Here is a 16,725-nt window from a genome sequence, read left to right on the forward strand (position 1 = left end):
TTCCGGCGCCCACCGACCCGCACATAGGTTTCATCTACACGCCAGGATGCGGAGCGGAAGCCTTGACACCGGCGGATCCTCAGCTGGCCGCCCCTCACCGTACCGCCAAGGTTAATGCAACGGTGCCGCCCAGCCAAAGGCTGGCTGTACGGACAAAGCAGCAACCATGCAATGCCGCGAAACGTGCCTCATCCTCCTTTCACCATGGAGTTGAACATGGCACAGAATATTTACGACAACCTCGGTTTCTTCGCTTGCTACAGTCAGTTGTCGCGACAGGTGCATGGGCTGGACGGCGCACCCGAATGGCCGGCAATCCGGGCCATGTTGCCTACGTTGACCGGCAAGCGCGTGGCCGATCTGGGCTGCGGGTTCGGATGGGCCTCGCGCTGGATGCGCGCACAAGGCGCGGTGTCGGTGCTTGGCCTTGATTTGTCGCAGAGGATGATCCCCCGCGCCAAGACCGATACCTCACACCCGGCCATTGAATATCGGATCGCAGATCTCGAGACGCTGGAACTGCCTGAGGCCACTTTCGATCTCGTCAACAGCGCCCTGACGGTCCACTATGTCGAGAATTTCCGGCGCCTCACGCGCATGATCCACAAGGCGCTGGTTCCCGGCGGAGATCTGGTCTTTACGACCGAGCATCCGATCTTCATGGCTGCGGCGCATCCGCATTGGATCACCGATGAAGACGGCCGCAAGACCTGGCCGGTCAATGGCTATTCAATTGAGGGCGAACGCCGCACGGACTGGTTCGCTAAGGGCGTGTTGAAGTATCGCCGGAGCCTCGGCACGACACTCAACGCGCTGATCGATACGGGCTTCGAGTTGCGCCGGGTCGAGGAATTCGCCCCAACGCGCGAACAGATCGAGCAGTTGCCTGAACTGGTCGAAGAGCTGGAGCAGCCGATGATGCTTCTAGTCTCCGCTCGAAAGACAGAAACGCGTTAAGCGCCAAGCCGCCCGTGTCATGTGGCACGGGCGGATCGCAATTGGCTCCCACTTCAAGATCCACGGCCGGTATAAGGAGCAGCCATCCAACGCTTTCGATCCGTTGTGAGTCCTGACCTTAGGCATCAATGACATGCGGCATTGAGCTCAAGTGAGGGATCGGGGATAGGTGCCCCGCGGGCGGACCGTCGCTGCACGACGGAGCTCGCGACCGACGTGCATCCGCATCGCCTGAACTAAGGGTACGAAGTGGGCGGAGCACGTTCGCCAATTAGTCCGGCGACACGGTTCATCTGCGCTCTCGCGCGAAAGCCCGCCCGGCGCCCCTACGGGCACGCAACCTTTTGGCACATGGGCTCTAAGGGACCGTTCTGGAGTCGAAAAGGGGAATTTCGCCCAGAGTTCACTTACGTGCCGGCTGCCAGCGCGATCGAATCCGCCACTTTCTCGTAACGATCCGAGAGAGTGGCTGTCGCAACGCGCAAATGACACGTCGGTAAGTTTGAGAACTTGGCACCCGGGTGGACGGCAATTCCGTGGGCGGCAAGCGTCACCATGGCGAATGGCTCCGAGGATACCGGAACCCAGGCGCACAGACCCGCACCGTGCATGGCCTGCACTCCTCTCTCCTGTAGAGCGCTGACGAGATGAGCACGCCGACTCTGATATATCATCCGAGCGCGATCAATGGATTCCCGCGTCGCCGGGTCGCGCAACAGCCAGGCGGTGGCAGCCTGCAGAATGCGGCTCGTCCAGCCGGCGCTGAAGCTGCGATACGATTGGATCTGATCGACGATCGACCGGGTGCTGGAGAGGACGGCAAGACGCAAGTCAGGCCCATGTGTTTTCGAGAACGACAGGATGTGGATGACCCGGCTCGGAAAGGAGTTCCCCAGAGAAAGGCGCGGAGCTGCGGAAATGTCCCCGACGCCATCGTCCTCGACGATGAGGGTATCAGACTCCTTCAGAATCCCGGCAAGCGCTTCCAAGCGTTCTCGGCTGACACTCTGGCCGGTGACGGAATGCAGCCTCGGCTGAAAGATGAAGGCGGCGGGCTTGGCCTTCATCGCCACCTCAAGGGCTGACGGAAGCGGCCCTTCGCGGTCGCATTCAACCGGCACGATACGGACCCCCCGGTCTTCGAGAATATCGAGGAGGCGCATGCCCGTCGGATTCTCAATCGCAACGGATGCTCCCGGCGGCAGCAATGCGTGAACCAACGTGTAAACCGCATTGTAGCCGCCATTCGTCGCCAGGAACGCCTCCGGCTCGTAGGGCCATGTCTGGCGCACCTCCTCCTCCAGTTCCGGCAGGATTCGGTTCCGCTCGTAGCTGTTGAGATTCTCCGCCGAAGCGCCATAGGCCATCGCCTCAGCAAGCGGCGGCAACAAACGGGCATCAGGAACGGCTGCGGTCAGGTTCAGGATGCCGTCACCGTAATTGCCGGAGCTTCCGAGGCGGTTCGGCTTCGCGACGAAACGATCGCCGCTGACCCAAGTGCCGTTTCTCCCTCGTCCGCTGATGATCTTCTGGCGTCGCAGCTCGCTCCACGCCTCCGAAATGGTCGCAGGGCTGACCCCCAAGGCGAATGCGAGATCCCGGATCGGAGGCAACTTTGTCCCGACGGGAAGCGCGCCCGACCGGATCAGGGCACCGGTCTCAAGAGCGATTCCGCGAATGCTCCTGTCAGTGAGTTTGTCGGTGAACCAATGCGCGTCTCTGCTCGGGGCCATACTGCACCAAATTTAATGTTCAATAACATAATAGGATTTGATCAGTGATATATGAACATTTTAATTGCACCGAGAACAAGTTCGCTGCGAGCAAATGCCGATGCCCCTCACCCTCCGACTCGCCCTTCGTGACTGGGATTACATGACGCCTCTGGTGTTAGGCGATGTTCGGTCACCTCGCCTCGACATCAAGGTCGATCGCGTCGGCACGCTCATCTCCGATCTCGCCCGCGACCCGTCGTATGAAGGGGCGGAGCTGTCCTTCAGCCGCTACTCGCAACTGCGGCATGACGGCGATGACGGGGTCGTGGGCATCCCGAACTTCATCATGCGCGGGTTTCGTCATCGGTGCATCATCACCACGAAGGAGAGCCCGATCCGCAAGCTGTCGGATCTCGCCGGCAAGAGGATCGGCGTGACGGGCTGGCGGGATTCCGGCAATACCTGGACCCGCGCCGCCATCCGCCGCGAGGGCGTCGGGATCGAGGACGTCATGTGGTACGCGGGCCGGCTGACGGAAGCCCACCCCATCACGGACCGGCTCGACGGGTTCGGTCGCCCGGGGCGCATCGAGGCCGCTCCCGGCGAGCGGCCGATGGTCGATCTCCTCAAGGAAGGCGACCTCGATGCGATTTTCACCCCCTTCATGCCGCCTGGGTTCTTCGACGAGGATTCGCCGTTCCGCCAGGTCCTCGACGACTTCAGGGCGGCAGAGGTCGCCTACTACCACGAGGTCGGCTACGTGCCGGGCATGCACCTGATCGGCCTCAAGGCCACGTTCGTGCGGGAGCAGCCATGGGTCATGGACGAGCTCAGCGAACTGATCGACGCCTCTCAGCGCATGTGGCTGCAGAAGCGCGAGAAATACGCGGATACGACCCCCTGGATGATCGATGAGCTCCGCCGTTGCGCCGCCGACTTGCCCCCCTCCTGGAATATCAGCGGATTCGCGGCGAACGAGAAGATGATCGGCGACTTCGCCACCGAGCTTCACGAGCAGAAAATTCTGCCGCGCGCGCTTACGCCCGCCGATCTCTTTCCCTGGCACGCACAGGCCGAATGAATTTTTCTCAGAGTGACTGATGACCTGGAACAGCGTCCTCAACAGAAAGGCCCCTCTCATGCATTCGAAATCAATCGCCTCCGCCGCACTCGCCGCCCTGCTCCTTGCAGGTCCGGCCATTGCACAGGAAACCGCCATCCCGAAGCAGAGCGTGAACGAGGAATTGCGGGCACGACTGCCGGAGAACATCCGTGCCGAGGGTAAGATGATCTCGGTCAATAATGGATCGTTCCCTCCTTATGAAATCGTTACCGGCACCGAGATGACCGGCGCCAGCAGCGATCTGACGGACGCGATCGGTCAGGTTCTCGGCATCAAGATCGAGCATGTCACGGTTGGCGGGCTGCCGGCGCTGCTCGCCGGCGTCAATTCCGGGCGGTACCAGTTCGCGTTCGGCCCCGTCGGCGACTTCAAGAGTCGCGAAGAGGCTAACGACTTCGTCGACTGGGTTCAGGAATTCGTCGTCTTCGCCGTTCAGAAGGGCAATCCCAAGGGTATCACCTCCCTGGACACCGCCTGCGGCAACCGCATCGCCGTCATGGCGGGCGGCTCCGCCGAACGCGTGATCCAGGCCCAGGCGGAGAAGTGCAAAGCCGACGGCAAGGAGGCGCTCACGGTTCAATCCTATACGGACCAGCCGAGCTCGATCCTCGCCGTTCGTTCGAAGCGCGCCGATGCGTTCTTCTCCTCCCAAGCCCCCCTCACCTATTTCGTCGCCCAGGCCAACGGTCAGCTCGAGTTGACCGGCGTCGGGCAGAAGAACGGCTTCGAGGATCTCTATCAGGGTGCCGTCGTGCCCAAGGGCTCGCCGCTCGGACCGGTGCTGCTCGATGCCATCAAGCTCCTGATGGACAACGGGACCTACGCGGCCATCATGAAGAAGTGGGGTCTTGAGAACAACATGATCAAGGAGCCCGGCCTCAATCTCGGTGGAGCGCTCCCGAAATGAGCCGGCTTGATCCGTCGCGCGCATCGCCCTCCGGCGATGCGCCATTCCGGGACGTGGCGACGGCCCACGCGCCCTTCCGCTCCGGCCGGTTGATCCTCTGGGCCGTCATTCTCCTGGTGGCGGCGAATTTCGCCTGGATCGTGGCCCATAACGAAAACTTCGGCTGGCCCGTCGTGATCGCCTATTTCTTCGATCCGACGGTCATCAGCGGCCTCTATGTCAGCCTCGGACTGACAGTCGTCGCGATGGCGCTCGGCACGATCCTCGGACTGGTGCTCGCCATCGCCCGCATGTCCAACGATCGGCTCGCGAACTCGCTGGCAGCCCTGTTCATCTGGTTCTTCCGGGGCACGCCGCTGCTCGTGCAGCTCATCTTCTGGTACAACCTGTCCACCTTGTTCCCACGGCTTTCGATCGCCATCCCCTTCGGCCCGGTGCTCGCGAGCTGGGATACGAATTCGGTGATCACGCCGATGACCGCCGCAATCGTAGGACTCGCGCTGAACGAAGCAGCCTATATGGCGGAAATCATTCGCGGCGGCCTCCTCTCCGTGGACCGTGGCCAAACCGAAACGGCCGAGGCCTTCGGCATGACGAGGGCGCGGGCCCTGTGGCGCATCATCATTCCGCAAGCCATGCGCTCCATCGTGCCGCCGACCGGCAACCAGCTGATCAGCATGATCAAGGCAACCTCGCTCGTCAGCGTGATCGCGATGGCCGATCTGCTCTATTCCGTGCAGTCGATCTACAATCGCACCTTCGAGATCATTCCGATGCTGCTCGTGGCGGTCATCTGGTACCTGCTCATCACCTCGATCCTCAATATCGGTCAGAGCTACATCGAAGCCTATTACGGCCGCAGCGAACGCCGCAGCAAAGCCGATGGGAAGCCTGCGCTTACCGCTACAGCCGTGCAGGAGGCAAGCCATTGAGCGCCGTCCAGACCATGAATCCTCTCGTGCAGGTACGCGACGTTCACAAGTCCTTCGATCAGCTCGAAGTTCTGAAGGGCATCGACCTCGACATCATGCCTGGTGAGGTCGTCGTGATCCTCGGCCCCTCCGGCTCCGGCAAGTCAACCTTCCTGCGCTGCATCAACCACCTGGAAGCCATCAACAAGGGCTTCATCGCGGTGGACGGCGAGCAGATCGGCTACCGGCTCCGCAACGGCCGCCTGGAAAAGCTCTCCGCAAACGGCATCGCCCGCCAGCGCCGGAAGATCGGCATGGTGTTCCAGCAGTTCAACCTCTACCCGCACATGACGGTGCTTCAGAACATCATCGAGGCGCCTGTGGGCATTCACGGCGAAAGCCGTCAGGACGCCACACGGAATGCCCTGCAGCTCCTGGAGCGGGTGGGATTGTCGGAGAAGGCCGGCAGCTATCCGCGTCAGCTTTCCGGGGGGCAGCAGCAGCGCGTCGCGATCGCCCGCGCCCTGGCGATCAAGCCCAAACTAATGCTGTTCGACGAGCCGACATCGGCGCTCGACCCCGAACTGGTCGGCGAGGTGCTGGCGACCATGCGCGACCTTGCCAAGCAGGGTCTCACCATGATCGTCGTCACCCACGAGATCGGATTCGCCCGCGAGGCGGCGGACCGGGTCGTGTTCATGGACGATGGCAAGATCGTCGAGATGGGCAGACCAGACGACGTGATCGGGAACCCGCAGCATCCTCGCACGAAGGCGTTCCTGTCGCGCTTTCTGTGATCACCGACACCCCATTCCGGGCCAGCCTCTCACTGCCATTCGGACGAATTTCATGCTCAACGACAACGTCTTCGCCAGGGTCTCGGACTTCGAAGCCATGGAAGCGGAGCTCACGGGCATCCGCCACTATCTCCACGCTCATCCGGAACTCTCCTTCGAGGAGGCCGAAACGGCACGTTTCGTCGCCGAGAAGCTCGAGGGATGGGGCTATGAGGTGACCCGCAACGTAGGAGGGCATGGCGTCGTTGCGCGCCTGAGCGTCGGCGACGGAAAGAAGAGCCTCGCCATTCGGGCCGATATGGACGCTCTCCCGATCGTGGAGGAAACCGGCCTGGCCCATGCGAGCCGATCCCTTGGCAAGATGCATGCCTGCGGTCACGACGGACATACGACCGTGCTGCTGGGGGCCGCCGAGTATCTTGCCCGGACCCGCCGCTTCAACGGCACCGTCACGCTGATCTTCCAACCCGCCGAAGAGGCCGGCAAGTTCAGCGGTGCCCAGGCCATGATCGCCGACGGTCTGTTCGAGCGTTTTCCCTTCGATGCGATCTTCGGCCTGCACAATCATCCCGGCGCGCCGGAAGGCAACATTCTTCTGCGCGCCGGTCCTATGATGGCATCGTCCGACACCGTCAACATCACCATCAAGGGAATCGGCGGCCATGCCTCGCGCCCGCATCTCACCATCGATCCGGTGGTGGTCGCGTGCAATCTGGTCGTTTCGCTGCAGACGATTGTTTCGCGAAACATCGATCCGACCCAGACGGCCGTCGTCACCGTGGGAACGATTCACGCGGGAAACGCCGTCAACGTCATCCCGGAATATGCCAAACTTGCGCTCAGCGTCCGCTCCTTCGATCCGAAGATTCGTGACCTTCTGCAGGAACGCATCGTCAAGCTGACGCAGTCCGTCGTCGACGGCTACGGCGCTACCGCCGAGATCGATTATGAGCGGGGTTACCCGGTCGTCGTCAACTCCGAAGCGGAGACGGCCTTTGCCCGCGCCGTCGCGGAGGAACTGATCGGGCCGAACAGGGTTTCAACCTGCCACCTCATTCCGGGAAGCGAGGATTTCGCCTATTTCCTCGAGCACAGGCCGGGCAGTTTCCTGCGGCTCGGCAACGGCATGAACTCCGCGATTCTGCATAGCTCGAAATACGACTTCGCGGACGAGAGCCTTACCACGGGAGCCGCGCTCTGGGCTCGTTTGGTAGAACGCTATCTCACCTGATGACAAAATCGCGGCAGATCTGATGTCTGGGGATCTGTTGCAGCTTTGTCGCCTGCCTCGGTCTTGGCTTGTTCCGGCTCATCGGGATCCGCCTCAGGAATGCTGCTGCCCTGAAGGGCATAAAATGCTGACTGCACGAGTCCGGGCCCGACCAGCATTGTCTCGTTCACAAAATAGCCACGGTTGAGCGGCCAAGTCTCGCTCATGCGGCACGAGCTCCCTTGGGCCGCATAAGTCCCGGCCGAGGGTTCACCCGATCTCCTCGCTGGGGCTCAGAGACGCCCTAACCGGAGGTCCGCAGCGACCCCACGGCTAGGGCGTTTTTGCTGCGCCACGCTCGTATTTGGTTAATAGCCATTTTTGGAAGCACGTTGGCCACTCCGCTCCTGATATTCGGTCGGGCAGAAGTTTTTCAGGCGCCTGGAATATTCCCTCGGCCGATCCGTTAGCTATCCAGGCGCATTACCCCGAAAGGGGTAGAAGAGCGCCGCTAACATTAGGGAAAATCTCAGAATGGCTAAATCCAACCATGGGTCTGCAGTCAGCGCGTTTGTTCATGCTCAGCAGGAGGCGCGCGTCGAAGGTGGTCCCCGGGGCATTGGCCCTTTCGTGAGCGAATTCGCCCGCAACAAGACGCAACCGGAGCCTGAACCCGATTTTACCGACGGGGTCATCACGGTGGTGAAAGATGAGGAAGGGGGCGTCACGCTGAGCTTCGCCACCTTCGCCGAGGCTCTCGCCTATTCCGATGACGGCGATACTCTCCAGGTAGGGGCAGGCGTCTACAACGAGGTGATTGACCTTGATGAAAGCGTCACAATCCTCGGCGAGGAAGGTGCCATCCTGGACGGCTCCGGCTTCGTGACGGAGATCGACACGACCTCGACCATCGAGCTGTTCGACGGCTTCAGCGGGGGCTCCATCTCCGGGCTGACGGTGAAGGCCGTCCAGGACGGCAACGCCGTCGTGACGATCACCGGCGAGGCCGTAACGGACGTCACGTTGGAGGGTAACACCTTTGATGCGGGCGACAACACCACAGGCCCCCTCGTCTACCTGAACCCGGATGCGGACAGCTTCGTGTTCGAGAGTAACGTGTTCGCAGGCACGGCCCTGACCGGCTCTCCGCTCCTCGGCATCGAGGCCAACAACGTGCAGGTGCTGAACAACACCTTCGGCGAGGTGGCAGGAACCTACCCCAAGGTCGAGATCTTCCCCGGCAGCGATGGCCTCACCAGCGACGTGGAGCTGGCGGGCAATATCGGCCTTGGGGACGGCAGTGTGCTCTATGGGCTTTATGTCTAACCAGGGCTGCTGACCATCCGACCGGCTGCGACGCGGCGATCGGCGGCGGGAGGTTCATTCCTCCCGCCGCTCTCCGTTGCCTGTTCGCGCGTCATGTTGACCTGAAACGAGGATGCGGGAGGTGCCATGGCGGAACGCATTTCCGCCTAATGTGACACTCGGGTCGAGCATCCACTTGACACTCTTTCGCGGTCGCGAGAGCCTTTGTGTTCGCCAGGGGACTGATTGTCATGAACGGCTGGCGCGTGGTGTCGGATCGACATGAACGATGATGCGGTGGAGAAACCGGAAGGACAGGCCGCCCGAACCGAGCGATCCGACATGCGGATTCCAGGCGGGGAGCTTGTGCAGCGGGAGGTCATCGTGCTTCTGGTCGATCTCGTGGAGTCGGTGCGGCTCATGCGGGAGCACGAATCCTACACCATTCGCCGGTGGACAGATTTCGTCCGTATCGTAACCACCGAGATATTGCCGCGCCATCGTGGTGTCCTGATCAAGAACCTTGGCGATGGCCTGATGGCGCGCTTCGAGGCAGTCCCCGACGCCGTCCATGCCGCCGCCGAGATGCATCGGACGCTCGCCGCACAGAATGCCGGCATTCCGGAAGACCGGCATCTGCACCTTCGCGCCGGAATCAACGCGGCGATGGCATGGAGCGACGGAACCGACATCTATGGGACAGCCGTAAACTTAGCGGCGCGGCTGGCGACGCTGGCCGGGCCGGACGAGACGATTGCCAGCGCATCGGCGCATGAGCAGCTGGCGGCTGCCCTGGCCGCTCTGGCAAATCCCGGTGAGACGATCGGCAATGCCGCCGCACGCGACGAGCTTACGCACGGAGTGGATGCATCGTGCGAGGATCTCGGCGATTGCTTTCTCAAGCACTTTGACAAACCGGTCCGAGCGTATCGGGTCGGTCCGCCAAGCCGACAGCCAAGCCTTACCGGCCTGCGCGACTACGGAACTCCCATGGAACCCTGCATCGCCGTGGTTCCCTTCGAGGCCAGGAACATAAACCGCGAGCATTTCGATGTCGGCAACCTGATCGCCGATAGCGTGATCTGGCGCCTGTCGAAATCGACGAGCCTTAAGGTCATTTCACGCCTGTCCACCAGCGTGTTTCGCGGCCGTGCGAGAAATGCAAGGCAGGTCGCATCGTATCTCGGCGCTCACTATGTCCTCAGCGGCGGATACATCGTGGATGCGGGCCGACTTCTGGTGACGGCCGAACTCGCCGAAGCGCGCAATAACGAAATCGTCTGGTCCGGCCAATTGTGCGGGGAGGTCGGCGACCTGCTGAAGCCCGAAAGCGAACTGGCGAGTCGGATCGCCCAGGCAGTGCACATCTCCGTGTTCGACGCTGAAGTCGAACATATTCTGACCCAACCGCTGCCGACCCTCGAGAGTTATTCGTTGCTGCTCGGCAGCATCAGAATGATGCATCGGTCGAGCAAGGACGAGTTTCTGCAGACTCGTAAGCTCCTCGAGGAGCTCATCAACCGGCACAACCGCATTGCCACCCCGCGCGCCTGGCTCGGCAACTGGTTCATTCTGCGGGTGACGCGGGGCTGGTCCGAGGATCGGACCCGCGAGGCTGCCGAGGCCCTGGGCACCACCCATGCGGCGCTCGACAGGGATCCGTCAAACGCACTTGCGCTCGCGACGGAGGGCTTCGTCTACTGTCATTTGCTGAAGGATCTGGACACGGCTCGCAAGCGGTGTGATCAAGCCGTCGACGTCAATCCCAGCCACGCCCTGGGTTGGCTCTACCGGGGTACGATCCATGCGTTCATGGGCGAGGGTGACGCGGCTGTGGACGCAACGCAGCGCGCGATGGAACTCTCCCCGCTCGATCCGCAGCGCTACTACTTCGAATCCCTCGGCGCGACGGCACGACTTTCCGCGCATCAATATGTGAATGCCGAAAGACTCGCGCGGTCGTCGCTCGCGCTCAACCGGATGCATTCCTCCACATGGCGTGCTCTGACGATCGCACTCGTCTGCCAGGGGCGGATGGACGAGGCGCGCGGAGCCCTGCGCAACGTGCTGCAGCTCGAGCCGGAACTGACTGTCGAGAAATATGTCGCGCGCATGCCGAATGGGCAGCTCGATACGGGCCGGCACTGGGCGCACTGCCTCGCGGAGGCAGGTTTGCCGTCGGGAAGATAAACTTAACCCACAGGGAGGCGGGAATGACCCAGCTGGGTGGCGCGGGTGGAGCCGGTGGAGCCGGTGGGGCGGGTGGTGCAGGCGGAGCCGGTGGTGCGGGCGGAGCCGGTGGTGCGGGCGGCGCGATGCTTGGCACGCTGGCCGATGCCTTCGCCAACTCGATCATGGTGGATGCGCTCATCCTGGGGCGGGAAGGAACGACGGTTCCTGAGACAAGTCATTACGCCCCCGCATTGCCGGTCATCGAGGACACGGCGCAGATGGCGCGCTGGGAGCCATGGGTCCGCGCCTATGTGGCGATCGGCGAGATGCTGCAGGGGATCAGCTTTCACAAGACCGCGACGTCCTTCCAGGTGCTGTCGTCCGGAACTTTGATCGCGGAAATCGAACGTCCGCAGAAATCGACTTTTGCGGCGCAGATTCCGATGGTGCTGAGCTGGGCCGAGCTGCGCAACGAACGCGCCACCGAAATTCTGGCGCAGATCGATCCTCCATACGCCTTCTGGTCATCGATCATCTACATGCACCCCGAACGGACCAAGCGCACGTTCGAGCTCGTCAACATGGTGCTGCAATTCTGCGTGTATGTGGAAATGCGCTTCAAGCATGCTTTGGCGTGCTGGCGTCCAGTCGAATACAATGCCCAAGTTCAACCGATGATCACGACGCCGGGACACGGAAGCTTTCCGAGCGGACACGCGACGCAGGTCTTCGCGGTCGCGCATGTGCTGAAATCGCTGCTCAAGCTGAAGCCGGCGAAGACGGCACACGCCATGGTCATCGAGCAGCTTGATCGGCAGGCGGCCCGCATCGCGACCAACCGTGTGATCGCAGGCGTCCACTTCCCGGTCGACAGCATGGCAGGGCGCATGCTGGGCGTCGCCTTGGGCGAGTACTTCGTCGGGCGCTGTACGGGAGGCCGGCCATTCATGGGCAGGAAGTTCCTCGCCGGCGGCATCGATGGCGCTGCCACCACCGACTTCAATCCGTTCAATCCGCAGCAGACCCTCGACGGGGCATCGCTTTTCTATTCTCATTCGCAAGCGGGGTCCATCGTGCAGTCCAAGCTGATGGAGCATGTGTGGATCGCCGCACAGAACGAGTGGAAGGGACGATTCCCATAAGCCGATGAGGAGAGCTCTGGGCCACGCGGAGAAGGTTCCATGCTCGAACGCGACACCTACCCGAAATGCTTTGACCCGTACCTCCGGTACGCGATTTCGTCGAATTTCGGGAATTTCGAGCTTCCCGACGGGAAGAAAGAGAGATCCAGGCTGTTCTTCCTCGTGGAGTTCAAAGAGGCCGGACGGGAAACCGAATTCGCTGCGCAGATGAACGAAGCCGGGCTCTCCGTCGTTCTCGGTCCGGCCGGCAGCACCACCCGATTTGCCACCCTGCACGCCGCCAGGGAGGCCGTGATCAAAGCTGTCAACGGATCGGTCGCATTCGATATCTGGGAGAAGTATGTCTCCAGGGTCGCATTGTCGCTTCCACTGGAGACCTCGGCATCGGGAGCGCTCAGGAGGCTCCCTGCCGGACGCTGGCGGAAAGGCCGGAAATCGCCGGGGTCACTCCTCATCGGTGTGCTCGACGACGGCTGCCCATTCGCCGCCGCGCATTTCCTCCGGGCCAAGGCGAGCACGCGGGTGCGGGGCATCTGGGACCAGAACCAGGGCAAGAAACCGATCAGAATCAATGATCGAAACGGCGAGGAATGCTTGTTCGGACAGAGGCTGTTGGACTTCAACTACGGCCTTGAATTCTACCGCGATTCCGAAGGAGCCGTTCCCGCGCCCCTGCGGCGGCGAATAGGTCTCGACGAATGGATCCAATTGCATGCGACGCCGACAGGCGGCATCGACGAGGATGGCTGTTACGCCGACGCCGGCTTCAGCAGTCTGTCGCGACGTCTGTCGCACGGAGCGCATGTGATGGACGTACTCGCAGGTCGCGTCCCCACCTCCTCACGTGTCGGTCCCGCGGCTCAGGGTGACCGTCGCGACCCGCCGAGCTGGAGGCCGGGCGCCGACCCTGCTTCCAAGGCCGATGTGGTCTTCGTGCAATTCCCGCACGACTGTATCCGTGATGCGACCGGGGTGTGGCTCAAAGCGTATGTTCTCGATGGCATCCGGTACGTCCTGTCCTTTGCCGACCCGGGTAAGACCAAGAACGTTATCATCAACATCAGCTACGGCCCGACGACCGGTCCGCATGATGGCACGGCGGAGTTGGAGGAGGCACTGACAGCGCTCGTCGCGGAGTTCGACGGCACTGCCAGGAAACCCAAGCTCGAAATCGTTCTTGCGGCAGGCAACACCTATCTGAGCGAAGGACACGTCGTCTATGCGAGGAGCGGACGACGACCTGACCGTATCGAGTGGACGTGGCGCCTTCCCCCCGACAATCCCGTGCTGTGCTTTGCCGAACTATGGATGGACAATGCCGACCCAGGGCCTGTCTCCGTCATGCTCACGTCGCCCGGCGGAGCTGTCTCGACGTCGGGCACGGGCCCTGTCCCGCCGCCCCCTGGCGTGTCCCTTCCGCCCCACACTGGGGTTTACGCCCCAATCGTATGGGGCAGCCACACGATGTGGCTGCTTGCGGTCGAACCGACCCGGGGCGTGGCCGAACACGGGGATTGGAAGATCGAGGTTTCCGGCATTCCCCAGAACGCGCAGATTCATGCCTATGTCGCACGGAGCGACCCGAACCTCAATGTGCGCACCGGCGCCAAGCTTTCGTACTTCCTCGATCACACATGGGAAATGACCCGTTCCTCCGAGGCAAGCTGCAAGTACAACAACGGAGAGTTTGACAGGACCGGATCTCTGATCCGTCGTGACGGCACCCTGAACGGGATCGCCACCGCGAAGGATCCCGGCGTACACGTGGCCGGTGGGTACATCATCGCAAACGGACGCAAGTCGTCCTACTCCTCGGCAGGCCCTGCGCGGAGCGGTCCGCTCGCCCTGCGCCTGGGTCCCGACAACGTGCTACCCTGCGATGAATCCCACGCGCTCCTGGGTATACGGGCCGGAGGCAACAGGAGCGGCGGCGTGTTTCGCCTGATCGGCACCAGTGCCGCGGCACCACAATTGGCAAGGCACATTGCCGATCCACCGATCCCGCCTGCAGTCGACCCACCGACGCAGCCCGAAGAAATTGCGAAACGGGGCGGCGGCAACATCGAGCCGCCCTGACGCCCGGGCACCCTTGTTGGAACAGCCACGTGGGGGCTGCCGACGTCTGCGGCTCAGTTATCCGACGCCCTCAATACATTGCCTAATCGGATTCGGGCGGTGTCATTCGCCGGCCTTTCGGACGAACCGGTCAAGGGGAGAAGCCGCCCTCGGGCGTAGCCCGGGCGTGCCAGAGGCGCCCTTCGATTGCCGACGCGCCGTTCAACGCGCGCCTTCGGAGCCGCACGGTGGCGACGACAACCTCCTCTCGCCATAGCCGGGCTCGTCCGGGCCATGACGGGAGAGAACGGGCGCGGCGCTCCGGGTCCGCACTATGCTTTCGGTCGAAGGTTGCCCGTCGGAACGATCATGTGGATCCTGTGCCAAGGCTTCGGGTGGGATAGCGCAGGGTTGGGTCGAAGGGATTGAGCTGCCTGCCGATCCCGTCGGCTTCCTTTTGCAGCAATTCGACCACGAGGGGCAGACGATCCCCCTCCAATCGCTCCGACAAGGTCCCGATGCTCAAGGCGGCCACGGCTCGCCCCTCCGCATCGAAGATGGGAACGCCGACACCGGCCATTCCGGGAATCAGACCTGTGTTCAGGCTGGCATACCCTGTCCTACGGACGGTTTGGATCTGCATCCGCAGCCCGACCTCGTCGAAGCTTCCCCGATCGAGAAGGCGCGGAACGTTGAAGCGTATGATCGTCTCGCGCTCGTCTTCGGGCAAAAAGGATAGAATGGCCAGACTGCCCTGCCCGATCCCGAGCGGCACCTTTCCGCCAATATCGCCCGTGAAGGTCCTGATCGGAAATGGCCCTTCCACGCGATCCAGACAGACGGCGTCAAATCCGTTGCGAACCAGGAGAAAGACGCTGTCGCTCAAGGTCGAGGACAGGCGCAGAAGCGCTGGCCGTGCCGTGCTGCGCAGACCACCGGCATGGGCGGCCTGCGCCGCCAGCACGAAGAAGTCGAGAGCGAGCCGGTACTTCCGGCTTGCTCCGGTCTGCTCGACGAAGCCCTCCGCCATCAGGGCTTTCAGAGCTCGGTGGGCGCTGGGCTGACTTATGCCACTTGCGGCGGCGATGTCGGTGAGGCGCATCCCTTGAGGATTTTGGCTCCCGAGAACCTTGAGAAGTCCAAGTGCCCGTCTGATTCCGGATATTGCATCTTCCGACATGTGAAACCTGGATGTGAGACTTGGCTATTTTCTTTCAACAACTGAAAGAAATGTCAAAAAAATTTCATAGGCTGGAACCAGTACGTTGACTTGGGCTGCCGTCTTAGCCGTGATGCGGGTTCGGCCTCGTGCTCGCACAGACCGTGCGGTCCGAGGCTCTGCAATGATCGGAGGACTGTATGGCGTTCCTGTCGCTCGAACGGGTTTCGAAGGAATTCGGTACGTTCACTGCCGTGTGCGATGTCGATCTGGCGATCGAGAAGGGCGAATTCGTTTCGCTTCTCGGCCCGTCGGGCTGTGGAAAAACGACGACTTTGCAGATGATCGCCGGTCTGGTCGAACCGACGAAGGGGCGGATCTCACTCGATGGTCGCGACATCACCCATGAGAAACCCAATCGCCGCGGTCTGGGTGTCGTCTTCCAGAGCTATGCCCTCTTTCCTCACATGACGGTGGCGCAGAACGTTGCCTTCGGCCTCGAAATGCGGCGTATCCCGCAGGCTGAACGCACTGAGCGGGTGCGCGAGGCGCTCGCGCTGGTGCAACTCTCCGCCTTCGCCGATCGCTATCCCCGTCAGCTGTCGGGCGGCCAGAGACAGCGTGTGGCCATCGCCCGCGCCCTTGTCATCGCGCCGCCTGTCCTCCTGCTGGACGAGCCTCTGTCCAATCTCGATGCCAAGCTGCGCGAGGAGATGCAGTTCGAGCTGCGCCGGATTCAGCGCAAGGTCGGCACGACGACGATCATGGTGACCCACGATCAGGCCGAGGCGCTCTCCATCAGCGATCGCGTGGTCGTGATGGAAAGCGGGCGGATGACGCAGGTGGATGCGCCCTACCGCCTCTACGAACAACCTTCGAACGCCTTCATCTCGTCCTTCGTCGGCAAGACAAATCTTCTTGCCGGCACCTGGCGCCGCGGCGGCGCATCCAGCGGTGCGGAGATCGGAGGTGTGCTGCTGGAGACCCCGGCGCCGGAGATCGCTGACGGGACGCCGGTCACGCTGTCGATCCGCCCCGAGAAGATCCTGCTGTGCGATGCCGGCGCGGGCCGCCTCGACGGACGCGTCGCCAGCCGCTTCTTCCTCGGCAGCCAGTGGCTCTTCACGGTCGAGACTCCTCTCGGAATCATGACTGTCTCGATTCCGAACCACGGCGAAGAACCGCCTGCTGAAGGCTCTCCAGTCGGTCTCGACTGGTCGCCCGCGAACCTGCGTGTCATCGCGGACAACGCCGCAGCGGCTTGAGGGAGAA

At 62.3% G+C, this 16,725-nt stretch carries 14 protein-coding genes; 11 read left to right on the top strand and 3 right to left on the bottom strand.

Features of this window, described 5'->3' with window-relative positions; translation table 11 throughout:
* Positions 1 to 216 precede the first annotated feature (216 nt).
* Entirely contained in the window at positions 217 to 957 is a 741-nt protein-coding gene (locus tag GR328_RS24860) for a class I SAM-dependent methyltransferase (RefSeq protein ID WP_160888349.1), read from the top strand.
* A 407-nt stretch (positions 958 to 1,364) separates the two neighbouring features.
* On the opposite strand, the gene GR328_RS24865 is transcribed toward GR328_RS24860, so the two are convergent.
* The gene (locus GR328_RS24865; protein ID WP_160888350.1) at positions 1,365 to 2,690 is read right to left on the bottom strand and encodes an aminotransferase-like domain-containing protein; all 1,326 of its coding nucleotides are present in this window, start codon (positions 2,688 to 2,690) and stop codon (positions 1,365 to 1,367) included.
* 100 nt (positions 2,691 to 2,790) lie between these two features.
* Between GR328_RS24865 and GR328_RS24870 the strand changes: the two genes are divergently transcribed.
* Genes GR328_RS24870 through GR328_RS24890 form a run of 5 tightly spaced genes read left to right on the top strand, consistent with a single transcriptional unit; the run spans position 2,791 to position 7,641 of the window.
* Positions 2,791 to 3,753, top strand: a complete 963-nt coding sequence (locus GR328_RS24870) for an ABC transporter substrate-binding protein (RefSeq protein WP_160888351.1) — start codon at positions 2,791 to 2,793, stop codon at positions 3,751 to 3,753.
* Positions 3,754 to 3,811: 58 nt separating this feature from the next.
* Positions 3,812 to 4,702, top strand: coding sequence for an ABC transporter substrate-binding protein (locus GR328_RS24875; protein ID WP_160888352.1), 891 nt, complete (start codon positions 3,812 to 3,814; stop codon positions 4,700 to 4,702).
* Complete coding sequence (locus GR328_RS24880; protein WP_160888353.1) at positions 4,699 to 5,634, top strand: amino acid ABC transporter permease; 936 nt, start codon at positions 4,699 to 4,701, stop codon at positions 5,632 to 5,634. Before GR328_RS24875 ends, GR328_RS24880 begins: the two co-directional genes overlap by 4 nt.
* Positions 5,635 to 5,648: 14 nt before the next feature.
* Positions 5,649 to 6,410 (top strand): amino acid ABC transporter ATP-binding protein, encoded by a 762-nt coding sequence (locus GR328_RS24885; RefSeq protein WP_205790291.1) that lies wholly within the window; start codon positions 5,649 to 5,651, stop codon positions 6,408 to 6,410.
* Positions 6,411 to 6,462: 52 nt separating this feature from the next.
* On the top strand, positions 6,463 to 7,641 hold the full coding sequence (locus GR328_RS24890) for a M20 aminoacylase family protein (RefSeq protein WP_160888355.1): 1,179 nt from the start codon (positions 6,463 to 6,465) through the stop codon (positions 7,639 to 7,641).
* On the opposite strand, the gene GR328_RS24895 is transcribed toward GR328_RS24890, so the two are convergent.
* Positions 7,629 to 7,847 carry a hypothetical protein gene (locus GR328_RS24895; protein ID WP_160888356.1) on the bottom strand — a complete coding sequence of 73 codons (219 nt, stop codon included), beginning with the start codon at positions 7,845 to 7,847 and terminating at the stop codon, positions 7,629 to 7,631. The two genes, GR328_RS24890 and GR328_RS24895, sit on opposite strands and share 13 nt — an antisense overlap.
* Positions 7,848 to 8,154: 307 nt before the next feature.
* Here GR328_RS24895 and GR328_RS24900 point away from each other — a divergent pair, with 307 nt between their 5' ends.
* The 4 genes from GR328_RS24900 (at position 8,155) to GR328_RS24915 (ending at position 14,315) form a co-directional block, all read left to right on the top strand.
* Positions 8,155 to 8,946 (top strand): right-handed parallel beta-helix repeat-containing protein, encoded by a 792-nt coding sequence (locus GR328_RS24900; protein WP_160888357.1) that lies wholly within the window; start codon positions 8,155 to 8,157, stop codon positions 8,944 to 8,946.
* A 261-nt stretch (positions 8,947 to 9,207) separates the two neighbouring features.
* Positions 9,208 to 11,115, top strand: coding sequence for an adenylate/guanylate cyclase domain-containing protein (locus GR328_RS24905; RefSeq protein ID WP_160888358.1), 1,908 nt, complete (start codon positions 9,208 to 9,210; stop codon positions 11,113 to 11,115).
* 23 nt (positions 11,116 to 11,138) lie between these two features.
* On the top strand, positions 11,139 to 12,239 hold the full coding sequence (locus GR328_RS24910) for a phosphatase PAP2 family protein (protein WP_160888359.1): 1,101 nt from the start codon (positions 11,139 to 11,141) through the stop codon (positions 12,237 to 12,239).
* A 39-nt stretch (positions 12,240 to 12,278) separates the two neighbouring features.
* Complete coding sequence (locus tag GR328_RS24915; protein ID WP_160888360.1) at positions 12,279 to 14,315, top strand: S8/S53 family peptidase; 2,037 nt, start codon at positions 12,279 to 12,281, stop codon at positions 14,313 to 14,315.
* A 346-nt stretch (positions 14,316 to 14,661) separates the two neighbouring features.
* On the opposite strand, the gene GR328_RS24920 is transcribed toward GR328_RS24915, so the two are convergent.
* Positions 14,662 to 15,474, bottom strand: a complete 813-nt coding sequence (locus GR328_RS24920) for an IclR family transcriptional regulator (RefSeq protein ID WP_160888361.1) — start codon at positions 15,472 to 15,474, stop codon at positions 14,662 to 14,664.
* Between the two features lie 179 nt (positions 15,475 to 15,653).
* On the opposite strand from GR328_RS24920, the gene GR328_RS24925 reads away from it, so the two are divergent.
* Entirely contained in the window at positions 15,654 to 16,718 is a 1,065-nt protein-coding gene (locus GR328_RS24925; RefSeq protein ID WP_160888362.1) for an ABC transporter ATP-binding protein, read from the top strand.
* Positions 16,719 to 16,725: the final 7 nt, after the last annotated feature.

The organism is Microvirga makkahensis (assembly GCF_009830105.1).
Taxonomy (GTDB): domain Bacteria; phylum Pseudomonadota; class Alphaproteobacteria; order Rhizobiales; family Beijerinckiaceae; genus Microvirga; species Microvirga makkahensis.